This window comes from Nocardioides sp. AX2bis (assembly GCF_902506435.1).
Classification (GTDB): domain Bacteria; phylum Actinomycetota; class Actinomycetes; order Propionibacteriales; family Nocardioidaceae; genus Nocardioides.
The window spans coordinates 194,610-209,509 of sequence record NZ_LR733215.1 but is presented as its reverse complement, the minus strand read 5'-3'; the positions used below and the strand labels follow the sequence as shown (position 1 = coordinate 209,509).

The window sequence follows — 14,900 nt, the reverse complement described above, 5'->3', positions numbered from 1 at the left end:
CAGCGACTAGAACAGCAGCGCGGAGCCCGGGTCCTCGAGGATGCCGGCCACGTCGGCCAGGAAGCGCGAGCCCATCTGGCCGTCGACGTGGCGGTGGTCGAAGGACAACGCGAGCGTGGTGACCTGGCGCGGCACGATCTCGTCGACGCCGTCCCGGGTGACCACCCACGGCTGCTTGCGGATCGCGCCGAAGCACAGGATCGCGGACTCGCCGGGGTTGATGATCGGGGTGCCCGCGTCGACCCCGAAGACACCGACGTTGGTGATCGTGAACGTGCCGCCGCTCATGGCGGCGGGGGTCGTACGCCCCTCGCGCGCCGTGGCGGTGAGCTCACCGAGGGCCGCGGCGAGGTCGTGCAGCGACATCGCGTCGGCGTCCTTGACGTTCGGCACGACCAGACCGCGCGGGGTGGCCGCGGCGATCCCGAGGTTGACGTAGTGGCGGACCACGACCTCCTGCGCCGCCTCGTCCCACCACGAGTTGATCTCCGGTGTGCGGCGCACCGCGAGGGTGACCGCGCGGGCCAGGACCAGGAGCGGACCGACCTTGACGTCGCGCAGCGACCGGTGCCGCTGCAGCCGCTCGACCAGCTCCATCGCGGCGGTGACGTCGACGGTGACCCACTCGGTCACGTGGGGCGCCGAGAAGGCGGAGCCGACCATCGCCCCGGCCATCATCTTCCGAACGCCCTTCACCGGCTCGCGGGTCTCCCGGGCGCCGGCGTGCGCCGCGCGCGGCGCGTCGGCGGCCGGCGCAGGAGCGGGTACGCCGGCCGGCGCCGCGCCCCGTCCGGAGGCGGCGGACTGGACGTCCTCGCGGGTGACCGTGCCGCCGGGCCCGCTCGCGGTCAGCGAGGTCAGGTCGACCCCGAGGTCCTTGGCCATCTTGCGCACCGGAGGCTTCGCCAGCACCCGGGTCTCCTGCGGCGACGTGGCCCGCGCCGGCACCAGCGCGTCGGCGGCCTCCGGCTCGGGTCCGCGGGCGGAGGTGGCGGGGACGGCCGGCTCGTCGGAGGCGACGACCTCGTCGGACATCGCGCCACCCGGGGCGAAGGCGCCCTGGAGCTGCATCTGGGTGTTGGCGCCGGCCTCGGTCGACGGCGACGCGGCGCCCTTGCGGCGACGGCGCACCGGACCGCGGTCGGCCTTGTTGCGCCCGACCAGGCTCTCGCCCTCACCGCCGCCGCTGGCGGCCGGGTTGGACAGGTCGATCTCCATCTCGGCGGTCGGGGCCGGCGGCGCGTCGGCGACCGACGCCGCCGCCTCGGCCGGGTCGACGATCCGGATGATCGGGGTGCCGACCTCCACCATCTGGCCCTCGTCGGCCAGCAGCGCGACGACGGTGCCGGCGTACGGGGAGGGCAGCTCGACCAGCGACTTCGCGGTCTCGATCTCGACGACGACGTCGTTGATCTCGACCGTGTCGCCGACCTTGACGCGCCAGGTGACGATCTCGGCCTCGGTGAGCCCCTCGCCGGGGTCGGGCAGCTTGTACTCAGCCATGTCGGGTCTCCTGGCCTAGAACTCGAACGAGCGGTCGACGGCGTCCAGCACCCGGTCGAGGTCGGGGAGGTACTCCTCCTCGATCCGTGACGCGGGGTAGGGCGTGTCGAATCCGCCGACGCGCAGCACCGGCGCCTCGAGGGAGTAGAAGCACTGCTCGCTCACCCGCGCGGCGACCTCGGCGCCGATCCCGAGGTTGACGTGCGCCTCGTGGGTGATCACGGCGCGACCCGTACGTCGTACGGAGTCCAGGACCGGGCCCATGTCGAGCGGCGAGAGGGTGCGCAGGTCGATCACCTCGAGCGAGCGGCCCTCGGTCGCGGCGGCCTCCGCGGCGGCCAGGGCGGTCTTCACCGTCGGGCCGTAGGCGAGCACGGTCAGGTCGGTGCCGGCGCGCACGACGCGGGAGGTGAAGAGCGGGTCGGGGCGCGCGGTGTCGTCGAGGTCGGCCTTGTCGGCGTGGTACTGCCGCTTGGGCTCGAGGAAGATCACCGGGTCGTCGCTGGCGATGGCCTGCTGGATCATCCAGTAGCCGTCGACGGGGTTGGAGCAGGCCACGACCTTCAGTCCCGGGGTGTGCGCGAACTGCGCCTCGGGCGACTCGGAGTGGTGCTCGACCGCGCCGATCCCGCCGCCGAAGGGGATCCGGATGACCATCGGCATCGGGGAGCGGCCCTTGGAGCGGTAGCTCATCTTCGCGACCTGGCACACGATCTGGTCGTAGGCGGGGTAGACGAAGCCGTCGAACTGGATCTCGACGACCGGTCGGTAGCCGCGCAGCGCCATGCCCACGGCGGTGCCGACGATGCCGGACTCGGCCAGCGGGGAGTCGATGACGCGGTCCTCGCCGAAGTCCTTCTGCAGGCCGTCGGTGATCCGGAAGACGCCGCCGAGCTTGCCGACGTCCTCGCCCATGAGGAGGACCTTGGGGTCGTCCTCCATCGCCTTGCGCAGACCCATGTTGAGGCCCTTGGCCAGGGTGATCCTGCTCGTGCTCATCGCGCGCCCTCGCTCTCGAAGCCGGCGTGGTAGGCCGCGAAGCCCTCGCGCTGGACGCGCAGCTCCTCGGTCTCCTCGGCGTAGACGTGCTCGAACATCGCGCCCGGCTCGGGGTCGGGCAGCGCCTTGCAGCCCTCGCGGAGGTGGTGGCCGAGCTCGTCGGCCTCCTTCTTCAGGTCGGCGAGGAACGCCTCGTCGACCAGGCCGTTGCGCTTGAGGTAGACCTCGACCCGGGCGATCGGGTCCTTGAGCTTCCAGTGCTCGACGTCGTCGGAGAGCCGGTAGCGGGTCGGGTCGTCGGTCGTCGTGTGGGCGCCCATCCGGTAGGTGTAGGCCTCGACCAGGGTCGGGCCCTGCCCGTCGCGGGCGCGCTGGAGGGCGGCCTGGGTGACGGCGTACGTCGCCAGCACGTCGTTGCCGTCGACCCGGACGCCGGGGAAGCCGAAGCCGAGCGCGCGCTGGTAGAGCGGGATCCGGCTCTGGCGCTCGATCGGCTCCGAGATGGCCCACTGGTTATTCTGGCAGAAGAACACCACGGGGGCGTTGTAGGAGGCGGCGAAGATGAAGGCCTCGTTGACGTCGCCCTGCGAGGAGGCGCCGTCACCGAAGTGGGCGACGACCGCCGCGTCGCGGTCCGGGTCGCCGGTGCCGACGACGCCGTCGCGCTGCATGCCCATCGCGTACCCGGTGGCGTGCAGCGCCTGGGCGCCGATCACGATCGTGTAGAGCCCGAAGTGCTTCTCGGCGGGGTCCCAGGCGCCGTGGTCGACCCCGCGGAAGAGGCCGAGCAGGTCGAGCGGGTCGATCCCGCGGCACCAGGCGACGCCGTGCTCGCGGTAGGTCGGGAAGACGTGGTCCTGCGGGCGCAGGGCGCGCCCGGCGCCGATCTGCGCGGCCTCCTGGCCGAGCAGCTGGGCCCAGATGCCGAGCTCGCCGTGGCGCTGCAGCGCGGTGGCCTCGGTGTCGATCCGCCGGGTCAGCACCATGTCGCGGTAGAGCCCGCGCAGGTGGTCGGCGGAGAAGTCGAGGTCGAACTCGGGGTGGTGCACGCGCTCGCCCTCGGGCGTCAGCAGCTGCACCAGCTCGGGGCCGCCGTCGGTCTGCTGGGGCCCGAAGACCTCCACCAGGTCGGGCCCGAAGGACGGGTCGTGCGGTGGGGTCGGGCTCACGTCGGCTCCTCGCTTCTCACCGGTGGACGGGGTCTCCGCCTGGCCGGTCCGGTCGCGGTGGGGCACGCGCCACGAGGGTGGGTGACGCTGTGACCCCGACCACAGTCAGGTCGGGGTCAACGTACCGAACGCCCCGGCAGTGCCGCCAATCCCACCCCTCTCGGGGAGCGCCCCGCGGCACGGCTCCCTACGGTGGTGCCATGAGCACCCCCAGCGTCTCCTCCTCCACCGTCATCGAGGCCTCGCCCGCGCGGGTCTTCGCGATCCTGGCCGACCCGCGCCAGCACCAGCGCATCGACGGCTCGGGCACCCTGCGCGGCTCGGTGGAGGGCCCGGCCACGCTGACCCTGGGCTCGACCTTCGGGATGGGGATGAAGCAGGGCGCGGCCTACCGGACCAAGAACACGGTGGTGGAGTTCGAGCAGGACCGGCTGATCGCGTGGAAGCACTTCGCGCCGCACCGCTGGCGCTACGAGCTCGAGCCGGTCGCCGGGGGCACGAAGGTCACCGAGACGTGGGACCTGTCGAGGGTGCCGGCGCCGATCCGCCTGGGTCTCAAGATCGCCGGGTTCCCCTACAAGGCACGCCGCGGCATCGACGGCACCCTGGTCAAGCTCGCGCACGCCGCCGAGGCCGACGAGAAGAACGCCACCGCGCAGGACGGCAAGGCCTGAGCCGTCGGGGCGGGCGCCCCTAGAGCGTCTCGGGCCGCTCCTCGGGCTGCTCGCTGGCTTGGAGGTCCCAACCCTGCTGCTCGGCGACGAGGCGCACCTCGCGCACGAGCCGCGTGACGTCGCCGTCGAAGACCTCGAGCCGCTCCGCCAGGACGACGGCGTGGAACTCGTTGTCCTCGAAGCGGGCGATCACCGCCGGCGTGCCGACCTCGCGCACGACCGGGCTCTCCTCGGGCGACAGGTCGTCGCTGGTGTGCAGCGTGACCGGCACCCCGAGCTCCTCGCCGATCGCCTCCCAGGCGGCCTTGTCGACGGTGAGGCCGCACAGCCCGCAGTGGTCGTCGGTCCCCCGCTCACCGCCCGTGCCGGTGGGCGTCTCCTCCGCCTGCCCGCCGGCGGCGTGCTCGACGGCGATGAGCTCGAGGACCTGCGGCCTCACGGGACGTCCTGCTTCGCGCTGATCACCCGCGCCAGGCTACGGGCCCGGGTCGACGTCAGCACGTCTTCCAGCGAGACCGGTCGCTCGTCGGGGCCGGACAGCGGGACGCGCCAGTTCGCGTACTCGTCGCTCGTGCCGGGCTGGTTCTGCGTACGCCGGTCGCCGACCGCGTCGGTGAGCGCGACGTTGCGCAACCGGCTGGGCGTCAGTGTCAGGTAGGCGTGCAGCGCCTCGACGACCTGCTCGACCCCGGCGTCCTCGGCCAGACCGGTCTCGGCCAGACCGGTCTGGCGGCGCACCTCGGCCAGCCAGGACGCGCGCTCGGCCTCGTCGGCCGCGCGCTCCTCGGCAGCGGGCCGGGTCAGCAGGTCGAGACGCTCGCGCAGGTCGACGTGGGAGCCGGTGAGGTAGCCCGCGCTGGGCGGCAGGTCGTGGGTGGTGACGGAGGCCAGGCAGAGCTCGCGCCACTCCTGGGCCGGGAGCGGGTCGCCGTCCTCATCGCGCTCGAACCACAGGATCGAGGTGCCGAGCACGCCGCGCTCGAGCAGGTAGGCGCGCGCGGAGTCCTCGACGACGCCGAGGTCCTCGCCCACGACGACCGCCCCGGCGCGCTGCGCCTCGAGGCAGAGCACGCCGATGATCGCGGCGTGGTCGTAGCGGACGTAGGTCCCGTCGGCCGGCGACCCGCCCTCCGGCACCCACCACAGCCGGAACAGCCCGATCACGTGGTCGATCCGGACCCCGCCGGCGTGGCGCAGCAGCGCCGCGACCATCTCGCGGAACGGCTCGTAGCCGGTGGCCTCCAGCCCGGTCGGCGTCCACGGCGGCTGGCCCCAGTCCTGCCCGCGCTGGTTGAAGGCGTCCGGCGGCGCGCCGACGCGCACGCCCTCGGCGTACGCCTCCCGCAGCCGCCAGGCGTCGGCGCCGCCGGGGTGCACTCCGACGGCGAGGTCGTGCATCGTCCCCAGCGCCATCCCGGCGCCGGTGGCCGCGGCCTGCGCGACCGCGAGCTGCTCGTCGAGCACCCACTGCAGCCACACCTCGAAGGCGACCTCGGCGGCCAGCTCCTCGCGCGCCGCGGCCACGGCGGGTCCGTGGGCGTCGCGCAGGTCCTCGGGCCACTCCCGGAAGTCGGGGCCGTGCTCGGCGGCCAGGGCGCGCCAGGTCGCCAGCTCGGTCAGCGACGCCCCCTCCCGGGCGACGAACGCCTCGAGCGCGAGCCGCCGCCCGGGCGTGAGCCCGGCGTCGTGGACCACGCGCAGCGCCCGCCGCTTGGCGGTCCACGAGGTGTCCCGGTCGATGGCGTCGAGGTCGTCCAGCGCGGTGTGGACGTCGGCCGCGAGCCCGTCGACCACCGCGCGGTCCTCGGCGGCCAGGTCGGCGTACTCCGGGACCCGCTCGACGCGCAGGTAGAGCGGGTTCGGGAAGCGGCGGCTCGTGGGCAGGTACGGCGAGGGCTCGAGCGGCGCGACCGGCTCGGCCGCGTGCAGCGGGTTGACCAGGACGTAGTCGGCACCGAGGCCGGCCGACCAGACCGCGAGGTCGGCCAGGTCGGCCAGGTCGCCCACGCCCCACGACTGCCGCGAGCGGACGCTGTAGAGCTGGGTGGCGAAGCCCCACCCGTTCCGCTCGCCGAGGCTCGGCGGCAGGCCGAGGACCGGCGGGGTGACGACGACGCGGCAGCGGGCGTCGCCGGCGACCAGCTCGTGGTAGCCCAGCGGGAGGTCGTCGGGCAGCCGCACGGACCGGCGTACGACGGCCGCGCCGTCCACCTCGCGCGTACCCCCGGGCTTCGACGTCGCGAGGTCGCGGCTGCTGCCGTCCTCGAGGTCGAGCCGCAGCGCGGGCGGTCGCTCGCCGTCGGTCGTGTGGAGGTCGACCGTCACGGCCTGCCCGGCCACGGTGACGACGGCCGGCGGCAGCACCCGCCGCCACGGCGCGGTCTCCTGCTCGGCCAGCGCGGCCTCCGGGTCCGCGACGTCGACCCCCATCGCGGTCAGGACGCGGACGATCGTGGTCTCGGGCACCTCCACGGGCTGGTCCTGCCAGTCCTCGTAGGCGGTGTCGACGCCGTAGACCGTGGCGAGCCGGGCGAGCGCGGGAGGCAGGGGCACGCCGAAGATCGTAGGTGCGCGGGCCGGGTGACCGGTGACGGCTCTCAGGTCGCGATCTGGTGTCACCAGGTGACACCAGATCGCGACGCGACCCTCAGTGCACCTCGCCGAGGTCCTCGTGCGCGCGGTGGGAGGCCGGCTCGAGCTGGAAGGTGGCGTGCCGGACGGCGAAGTGGTCGCCCACGCAGCGGCACAGCTCGTCGAGGATCGGGCCCACGCCCCGCTCTGCCAGCGCCTCATCGGTCACCGTCACGTGGGCGGAGAGGCTGGGCAAGCCGCTGGTGATGGTCCACGCGTGCAGGTCGTGGACGTCGACCACGCCCGGCACGTGGCGCACGTGGTGCTCCACGGCGTCGAGGTCGAGCCCCTTCGGCGCGATCTCGAGCAGCACGGCGCCGGCGTCGCGCAGCAGCAGGACCGCGCGCGGCAGGATGAGCGCCGCGATCAGCAGGGAGGCGACCGCGTCGGCCTCCTGCCACCCGGTGGCCACGATGACCAGGGCGGCGACGACGGCCAGCACCGACCCGACCAGGTCGCCGAACACCTCCGCGGCGGCCCCGCGCAGGTTGATCGACCCGGTGTCGGAGCGCTGCAGGATCGTCAGCGAGACGCCGTTGGCGACCAGCCCGACCAGCGCGAACCCGAGCATCGGCAGCGCGTCGACGTCCGGGGCGTCGCCGAGGCGGCTCAGTCCCGACCAGGCGATGAAGGCGCAGACGCCCAGCAGCACCACGGCGTTCGCGACCGCGGCCAGCACCTCGGCCCGGTGCAGGCCGAAGGTGGAGCGGCGCCCCCCGCCGAGGCCGGCGACGTACGACGCCCCGAGCGCGAGCACGACCGCCCCGGCGTCGGTGGCCATGTGTCCGGCGTCGGCAAGCAGCGCCAGCGACCCGGTGACCACGGCGCCCACCACCTCGACGACCAGCACCGTGACGGTGACCAGCAGCGCCCACCGCAGCTTGGAGCGGTCGGCGGCGCGCCCGGCGGCGTGCCCGTGGTCGTGGCCCATGCCAGCAGCCTAGGAGCGACCGGCACCTCCGGCGTGGTGACGTTGTCCACAGGTCGCCGGCGCAGCACCCGCACGAACGCGGCCTCCGCGCCACGATGACGTGCATGACCGGGATGGACGAGGAGGGGCTCGCCCATCTGCTCCGCTGGGTGCAGGACGGGGTCGTGTCCCGCCGCCAGCTGTTCGACCTGGGCGCCGAGCCCCATGACCTGCGGCGGTGGCTCAGGCGCGGGCGCTTCACGCCCGTCCACCCCGGGGTCTACGTCGAGCACAACGGCCCGACGACCTGGGACCAGCGCGCCTGGGCGGCGGTCCTCCTCCACGAGCCGTGCGCCCTGACCCGGGAGTCGGCCCTGCCCCGACCACCGGACAGGGCGCCGGTCCAGGTCGCCATCGGTCTCCGTCGGAGCGTCCGCGCCGTGCCCGGGGTGGTGGCCCACCGCACCGCACACTGGGAGGACCGCGTCCGGCCGGGATCGTGCCCTCCCCGCCTGCGCATCGAGGAGGCTGCGGTCGAGGCCGCCCTCCACGAACCGGACCCGGGCCGTGCGTACCGGCTGCTGGCCGAGGCGACGTGGTCCCGGCAGACCGATGCGAGGACGATCGCGGCCACGCTGGGCCGGCGCCGTGGCGGGGCCAACCACGCGCTGCTGGCGGGCATGCTCGACGACCTCGCGCTCGGAGCGTGCTCGGTGCTGGAGCGCGAGTACCTGCACCGCGTCGAGCGGGCGCACGGTCTCCCCTGCGCCGAGCGGCAGGTGGGGGCGACGGCGGTGGGACGCGTGCAGCGCGACGTCGAGTACCGGCCGTTCGCCGTCGTCGTGGAGCTGGACGGGCGGGCGTTCCACGAGTCGCCACAGGCGTTCGACCAGGACCTCGGCCGCGACCTGGCCACGGCGGCACTCCGCCACGGCTCGGACCGCGTCACGCTCCGGGTGGGGTGGGGCCAGGTGCTGCGCGACGCCTGCAGCACGGCGGGTCACGTCGGCGCCGTCCTGCGGTCCAGGGGCTGGGAGGGAACGCTGCGGTGCTGCCCGCAGTGCCCGCGGCCCGTCGGGTCGTGATCTGGTGCCACCTGCTGGCACCAGATCACGACCTGATGCCTAACGGGGCGTGAGCTTCTTCTCCTTGGCCTCCCAGACCAGCTCGCCCGTGTCCCCGGCGAGCGCGTCGAGGATCGCGGTGACGACCTCGTCCGCGGCGACCGGCTCGGGGAGGCGGGGCGGCTCGCCGGCGAGCGCGCGCTGGTCGAGGCCGGTGTCGAGGTGCGGGGGGCGGACGTCGACGACGCGGAAGGCGCGGCGCTGCTCCTTGCGGAGCACGCCGAGCCAGGTCGACAGCGCGGACTTCGCCGCGGAGTAGTCGGCCATCCCGACCGTGGGCAGGTCGGCGAGGATCGCGGACAGGACGACGGCGGTGCCGTGCTCGGACTCCGTCAGCGCGGGCGCGGCGGCGCGGACGAGTGCCATCGGGGCCTGCACGTTGACGGCGAAGAGCTCCTCGGTCACGGCGGCGTCGAGGTCGACGGCCTTGCCGAAGCCGGCCGCCCCGATGGTGACCACGAGCAGGTCGAGGCCGCCGAGCTCGGCGACCGCGGCGTCGACGGCGCGGCGTACGGCGTCCGCGTCGACCGCGTCGAGCACCTGGGGCGTGGTGCCGCACTGCGTGCCGAGGGCCGCGAGGCGCTCCTCGTCCCGGCCGGCCGGCACCACGCGGGCGCCGCGTTCCACGAGCGCGGTGACGAGCTTGCCCCCGATGACGCCGGTCGCCCCGGCGACCAGCACCCGGGCCCCGTCGACCTGCATGCCGCTGCGGTCAGCCACGTCAGCCCAGCTTCTCGCGGTCGTGGCTGGTCAGCCACACCGCGGGGTCGGGTCCGGCCGGGACGATCCCGGTCGGGTTGATGTCGGTGTGCACCACGTAGTAGTGCGCCTTGATCTGCTCGAAGTCGGTCGTCTCGCCGAAGCCGGGCGTCTGGAAGAGGTCCCGGGCGTAGCCCCACAGCGCCGGCATCTCGGTCAGCTTGTTGCGGTTGCACTTGAAGTGGCCGTGGTAGACCGCGTCGAAGCGGGCCAGGGTGGTGAACAGCCGCACGTCGGCCTCGGTGATGGCGCTGCCCATCAGGTAGCGGCGGTCGGTCAGCCGCTCCTCGAGCCAGTCCATCGCGGTCCAGAGGCGGTCGTACGCCTCCTGGTAGGCCTCCTGCGAGCCGGCGAAGCCGCAGCGGTAGACGCCGTTGTTGACCTCGGTGAAGATCCGCCGCATGACCTCCTCCATCTCGTCGCGGACGTCCGCGGGCCACAGGTCCGGGGCGCCGGCGCGGTGGTGCTCGCGCCACTCGAAGAAGAGGTCGTGCGTGATCTGCGGGAAGTCGTTGGTCACGACGGCCTTCGTCGGCACGTCTGCCATCGCGGGCACGGTGATGCCGCGGGGGTAGTCGGGGTCACGGGCGAAGTACGCCTGCTGCAGCCGCTCGTAGCCCAGGACCGGGTCGACCCCGCCGGGGTCGAGGTCGAAGGTCCAGGAGTCGGCGTCGTGGGTGGGGCCGGCGAGGCCCATCGAGATCACGTCCTGGAGGCCCAGCAGCTCGCGCACGATGATCGCGCGGTTGGCCCACGGGCACGCCTTGGCCGCGGCCAGCCGGTAGCGCCCGGGCTCGACGGGCCAGGTCTCGACGTCGAGGTCACCGACGTACGGGTCCGCGGAGGTCCCGGGCCGGGCGGTGATCCGGTCCTGGATGTAGTTCGTGTCCCGCTCGAAGGGCTTGCCCTTCTCGGTGTACGTCGGGTCGTCGCTCATGGCGCGAGCCTAGGAGGCCCCCGACTCACCCGGGGGGTGCGACGAGGGCCACCTGCTGCGGACGGGCCGCGGGGTCAGCGGTCGACGCGGACCACGCCGAACTGCTCGTCGAGCTCGACGCTGACGTCGTCGTCGGTCGCGGCGTCGAGCTGGACCTCGACCTCGTAGGCGTGGTCCTCGTCGGCGTCGGCGCGCTCGGCGTCGGTGACCCGGCCGCCGCCGGTCTCGGCCAGCGCGGCGCGGACGGCCTGCTGGAGGGTCTGGCCGGTCAGGTTGTCGCCGTCGTCGTCGAGGTCGGAGTCGTCGAAGCCGCCGTCGTCGGACCCACCGTCGTCCGAGCCACCGGGGGTCGGGGTGGAGGAGTCGCTCGGGGCCGGGGTGCTGGAGGCGTCGTCGGAGGGGGCTGCGGCCGAGGGGGCGGTCGGCGGGGTGCCGATCACGTTGAAGTCCTCGTCGAGCTGGACGTCGGCGTCCTCGCCGTCGGCGAACTGCACCTCGACCTCGAAGGCGTACTGGTCGTCGCCGTCGCCGGCGTCGACGCCGGTCACGGTGGCGTCGCCACCGACCGCGGCGATCGCGGCCTGGGTGGCCTGGTCGCGGTCCTCGGCGGACACGGCGTCGTCGTCACCGCCGCAGGCGCTCAGGCCGAGGCCGAGCGTGAGGGCGAGGACGGCGGCGGAGGCGGGGCGGGCAAGGGTACGGCGCACGGTGATGCTCCTGGGTTCGTGTCGGTCGAGCGGGTCGTTGCTGATGAGAGAACCCTGCGCCCCGGCGATGAGCCCGTCGTGAGAGACGTGTGAGCGAAGATGAGAGACCCCTCAGAGGGGCGCGTCGGCGTCCCGTCCGAAGCGGGCGGCGACGTCGACGAGGCGGGTGTTGGCCTCGTCCTCGCCGATCGAGACCCGGCAGCCCTCGCCGGCGAACGGGCGGACGACGATGCCGGCCTCCTCCGCCGCGGCGGCGAAGTCGGCGGTCCGGGCGCCGAGGTCGAACCACACGAAGTTGCCCTGGGGCGAGGGCACCTCCCAGCCGACCTCCCGCAGCCCGGCGACGACCCGGTCGCGCTCGACGACCAGCGCGTCGACCCGCTCGAGCAGCGCCTGCTCGGCGTCGAGCGAGGCCACGGCCGCGACCTGGGCGACGGTGGAGACGCCGAACGGCAGCGACACGGCCCGGAGCGCAGCGGCGACCGGGGCGGGCGCGACGGCGTACCCGACCCGGAAGCCGGCCAGGCCGTAGGCCTTGGAGAAGGTGCGGAAGAGCACCACGTTGGGCCGGCCGCGGTAGGTCGCCAGCCCGTCGACGGCGTCGTCCATCCGGACGAACTCGAGGTACGCCTCGTCGACCACCACCAGCACGTGGGAGGGGACGCGGGCCAGGAACGCGTCGAGCTCGGTCTGCGTCACCGAGGGACCGGTCGGGTTGTTGGGCGTGCAGACCATCACCACGCGGGTCCGGTCGGTGACCGCGGCGACCATCGCGTCGAGGTCGTGGCGGCCGTCGGCGGTCACCGGGACGCGCACGGAGACCGCGCCGGCCGACGTGATCGCGATCGGGTACGCCTCGAACGACCGCCAGGCGTGCACGACCTCGTCGCCGGGGTCGCAGTAGGCGGTGAGCAGCTGGTAGATCAGCGCGACCGAGCCGGTGCCGGTGGCGAGGTCCTCGACCGGCACGCCGAGGCGGTCCGAGAGCCCGGCGTAGAGCAGCGCGCTGCCCATGTCGGGGTAGCGGTTCATCGTGTCGACCGCCCGGTGGGCGGCCTCGACGACCCCCGGCAGCGGCGGGTACGGGTTCTCGTTCGACGACAGCTTGTAGGTCGTGGTCCCGGGCCGCGGGGTGGGCGGCCGGCCGGGCACGTAGGCCGGGATGCGCTCGACGTGGGCGCGGGGCTGGGGGGTGCTCACGCCCGCAGGCTAGCCCGGTCCCGGCGCTCGTGGCGGTCCCGCCAGGGACGCACGACCAGCGCCAGCAGCAGCCCGATCCCGACGCCGGCCGCGGCACCGGTGACGTTGTCGATCACGTCGGTGGCGTCGCAGGCCCGGTCGATGCGGGCCAGCTCGAGCTGGACGGCCTCGATCGCCACGGAGTACGCCGCCAGCCCCACCAGCCCGACCCGGACCGTCAGCCACGCCGAGCGCCACCGCGCCGCGGCCAGCACCAGGAAGACGCCGGACGGCACGAACGCGACGGTGTTGAGCAGCCGCTGGCCGCCGGAGAAGATCCAGAAGCCGTCGGGGGCGGGCCCCCCGATGTCGAAGGAGCAGCCCGGCAGGCGGTCCTCGGCCAGCACCACGCCGGGGTCCGCGTCGGCCGGGATGAGCGTGACCAGGGCGATCACGACGACCGTCCAGACGAACGCGGCCGCGGCCCACCCGGCCACGCCGAGGCGCTTCGCCAGCAGCCACCCGAGCAGGCCGAGGACGGCGCCGGCGACGAGCGCGCCGAGCGCCATCACGTCGTAGCCACCCACGGGGAACATCCGACGAAGGCTACGGGGGTCAGGCCGGCAGGACGACCTCGCCGCCGGGCACCGGCGCCAGCTCGCGGCCGACGGTGACGTCGAGCGGGTTGGTCAGGCAGCGGACCGAGCCGCCGCCCTTGTGGAACTCGCCGACCTCCACGAGCACGACCTCGAAGCCCCACTCCTCCAGCTGTGCGCGGACACGCGGTGGGCAAGCCGGCATCACCACGGTCCGGCCGACGACCACGGAGTTGGCGCAGAAGGTGGTGAGCGCCTCCTCCTCGGTCAGCACCAGCGGCTCGGGCACCAGGTCGAGGAGCGCCGCGGCCGAGGCGTCGTCGAGGGCGGCCGGGCAGACCATCGCGCGCCGGTCGTCGAGCGGGCAGAAGGCCAGGTCGAGGTGGTACATGCCGGGGTGGGTGATCCGCAGCCCGCGCACGCGCAGGCCGAGGTCGGTGGCCAGCGCCTTGAGGGCGAGCTCCTCGGTGCGTGGGCCGTACCCGACGACGAGGTCGCCGCCGAAGGCGAAGGCGTCCCCGGCCTCGAGGTGCGCGCCGACGCCGTCGCGGCCGACGTACGACGTGCTCCACCCCGCCGACTCGAACCAGCCGGCGGCCGACCCGGTCTCCATCCGGCGCTGCGGGTAGCGCATGTGCGACAGCACGACCCGGTCGCCGGCGGGCCCGGGCAGGGCCAGGCCGAGGTTCATCGCGTAGACCATGTCCGGGGCGTCGTCGCGCTGCGGGAGGACGTCGACCCGGGCGCCGAGCGACCGCAGGACGCGGACCATCCCGGTCCACTGGGCGTGGGCGAGCGCGGCGTCGGGCTGCACGGCCGGGTCCATGAACGGGTTGATGGCGTAGTCGACGCGGAAGGCCGTCGGCTCCACCGCGGCGTAGTGCCGTCCCCACGTCAGCTCGGCCATGCAGCACCCCTGTCCCGCGACTCCCGCCGCAGATTGTCGGACAATCAGACAAGGCAAGTGTGCCCGGCCGGGCACCGGGCGACAAATCGCCTCGCCGGGTGGGCATGATGGGACGCATGCCCGGGCAGACGACGGCGTTCGCCACGCTGCACCTCGACCACTCCTCGACGGTCGACCGCGCCGCCGAGGAGCTGCGCCGCGCCGTCTTCGAGGGCGAGGTCGAGTCCGGCACCCCGCTGCGCGAGGTCGCCCTGGCGGCCTCGCTCGGCGTCTCCCGGTCCACCGTCCGGGAGGCCCTGGGCGTCCTGGTCGCCGAGGGCCTGGCCACCCGCGAGCCGCACCGCGGCGTCAGCGTGGCCCGCCCGGCGGCCTCGTCGGTGCGCGACGTCTGCCGGGCCCGGCTGGTGCTCGAGGGTGCCGGCGTCCGCGGGTGGCGCGACGCCGACCCGGTCGACCGCCGGCGCGTGCGCGAGGCCCTCGCCCGCTACACCGACGCGGTCGCGGCCGGCGACTCCTTCCGCGCCCTCAACGAGCACCACCTCGCCTTCCACGTCTCGCTCGTCGCGCTCACCGGCAGCCCCCGGCTGGTGGCGGCCGCCGAGGCGCTGATGACCGAGCTCAAGCTCGCGCTGGCCCAGGTCGACCGCATCCGCCGCAACACCCACGACCAGGCCGAGAGCCACACCGCGCTGGTCGAGCTGCTCGAGGCCGACGACGTCGAGGGCGCGGGCGCCTTCCTGTGCGACCACCTCGAGGACGCCGCGGTGCAGGTGATCGGGGCGCTCGGGCTCGGCTGACCCCGCCC

Annotated in this window: 15 protein-coding genes; 3 read left to right on the top strand and 12 right to left on the bottom strand. The window is 74.3% G+C overall.

What is annotated here, in order from left to right; all coding sequences use genetic code 11:
• Positions 1-6: 6 nt before the first annotated feature.
• From GV155_RS01030 to pdhA, 3 genes are read right to left on the bottom strand one after another with little or no spacing between them, the layout of a single operon-like run.
• Complete coding sequence (locus GV155_RS01030) at positions 7-1,503, bottom strand: dihydrolipoamide acetyltransferase family protein (RefSeq protein WP_160004447.1); 1,497 nt, start codon at positions 1,501-1,503, stop codon at positions 7-9.
• Positions 1,504-1,518: 15 nt separating this feature from the next.
• The gene (locus GV155_RS01025; RefSeq protein ID WP_160004445.1) at positions 1,519-2,502 is read right to left on the bottom strand and encodes an alpha-ketoacid dehydrogenase subunit beta; all 984 of its coding nucleotides are present in this window, start codon (positions 2,500-2,502) and stop codon (positions 1,519-1,521) included.
• Positions 2,499-3,671 (bottom strand): pyruvate dehydrogenase (acetyl-transferring) E1 component subunit alpha, encoded by a 1,173-nt coding sequence (gene pdhA, locus GV155_RS01020; RefSeq protein WP_160004443.1) that lies wholly within the window; start codon positions 3,669-3,671, stop codon positions 2,499-2,501. The genes GV155_RS01025 and pdhA overlap by 4 nt, the downstream gene beginning before the upstream one ends.
• Before the next feature lie 200 nt (positions 3,672-3,871).
• Between pdhA and GV155_RS01015 the strand changes: the two genes are divergently transcribed.
• Positions 3,872-4,345, top strand: a complete 474-nt coding sequence (locus tag GV155_RS01015) for an SRPBCC family protein (RefSeq protein ID WP_160004441.1) — start codon at positions 3,872-3,874, stop codon at positions 4,343-4,345.
• 19 nt (positions 4,346-4,364) lie between these two features.
• Here the strand turns inward: GV155_RS01015 and GV155_RS01010 are convergent, their stop codons facing one another.
• The 3 genes from GV155_RS01010 to GV155_RS01000 form a co-directional block, all read right to left on the bottom strand.
• On the bottom strand, positions 4,365-4,784 hold the full coding sequence (locus tag GV155_RS01010) for a hypothetical protein (protein WP_160004439.1): 420 nt from the start codon (positions 4,782-4,784) through the stop codon (positions 4,365-4,367).
• Positions 4,781-6,898, bottom strand: coding sequence for a 4-alpha-glucanotransferase (malQ, locus tag GV155_RS01005; protein WP_201300009.1), 2,118 nt, complete (start codon positions 6,896-6,898; stop codon positions 4,781-4,783). The genes GV155_RS01010 and malQ overlap by 4 nt, the downstream gene beginning before the upstream one ends.
• Before the next feature lie 94 nt (positions 6,899-6,992).
• On the bottom strand, positions 6,993-7,907 hold the full coding sequence (locus GV155_RS01000; protein WP_160004437.1) for a cation diffusion facilitator family transporter: 915 nt from the start codon (positions 7,905-7,907) through the stop codon (positions 6,993-6,995).
• Positions 7,908-8,011: 104 nt separating this feature from the next.
• Here GV155_RS01000 and GV155_RS00995 point away from each other — a divergent pair, with 104 nt between their 5' ends.
• Complete coding sequence (locus GV155_RS00995; protein ID WP_160004435.1) at positions 8,012-8,971, top strand: type IV toxin-antitoxin system AbiEi family antitoxin domain-containing protein; 960 nt, start codon at positions 8,012-8,014, stop codon at positions 8,969-8,971.
• Positions 8,972-9,010: 39 nt separating this feature from the next.
• On the opposite strand, the gene GV155_RS00990 is transcribed toward GV155_RS00995, so the two are convergent.
• From GV155_RS00990 to GV155_RS00965, 6 genes are all read right to left on the bottom strand, one after another.
• Positions 9,011-9,730 carry an SDR family NAD(P)-dependent oxidoreductase gene (locus tag GV155_RS00990; RefSeq protein ID WP_201300008.1) on the bottom strand — a complete coding sequence of 240 codons (720 nt, stop codon included), beginning with the start codon at positions 9,728-9,730 and terminating at the stop codon, positions 9,011-9,013.
• A gap of 1 nt (position 9,731) precedes the next feature.
• Positions 9,732-10,706 (bottom strand): glutathione S-transferase family protein, encoded by a 975-nt coding sequence (locus tag GV155_RS00985; protein WP_160004433.1) that lies wholly within the window; start codon positions 10,704-10,706, stop codon positions 9,732-9,734.
• Between the two features lie 74 nt (positions 10,707-10,780).
• A complete protein-coding gene (locus tag GV155_RS00980) occupies positions 10,781-11,413 on the bottom strand; it encodes a PepSY domain-containing protein (protein WP_160004431.1) in 633 nt (210 codons plus the stop codon).
• Between the two features lie 111 nt (positions 11,414-11,524).
• Complete coding sequence (gene hisC / locus GV155_RS00975; RefSeq protein ID WP_160004429.1) at positions 11,525-12,613, bottom strand: histidinol-phosphate transaminase; 1,089 nt, start codon at positions 12,611-12,613, stop codon at positions 11,525-11,527.
• The gene (locus GV155_RS00970) at positions 12,610-13,188 is read right to left on the bottom strand and encodes a VanZ family protein (RefSeq protein WP_160004427.1); all 579 of its coding nucleotides are present in this window, start codon (positions 13,186-13,188) and stop codon (positions 12,610-12,612) included. Before GV155_RS00970 ends, hisC begins: the two co-directional genes overlap by 4 nt.
• Before the next feature lie 19 nt (positions 13,189-13,207).
• Positions 13,208-14,095 (bottom strand): dimethylarginine dimethylaminohydrolase family protein, encoded by an 888-nt coding sequence (locus tag GV155_RS00965; RefSeq protein WP_160004425.1) that lies wholly within the window; start codon positions 14,093-14,095, stop codon positions 13,208-13,210.
• A 116-nt stretch (positions 14,096-14,211) separates the two neighbouring features.
• Here GV155_RS00965 and GV155_RS00960 point away from each other — a divergent pair, with 116 nt between their 5' ends.
• Positions 14,212-14,892: a GntR family transcriptional regulator gene (locus GV155_RS00960; protein WP_160004423.1), complete on the top strand. Its 681-nt coding sequence runs from the start codon at positions 14,212-14,214 to the stop codon at positions 14,890-14,892.
• Positions 14,893-14,900 lie beyond the last annotated feature (8 nt).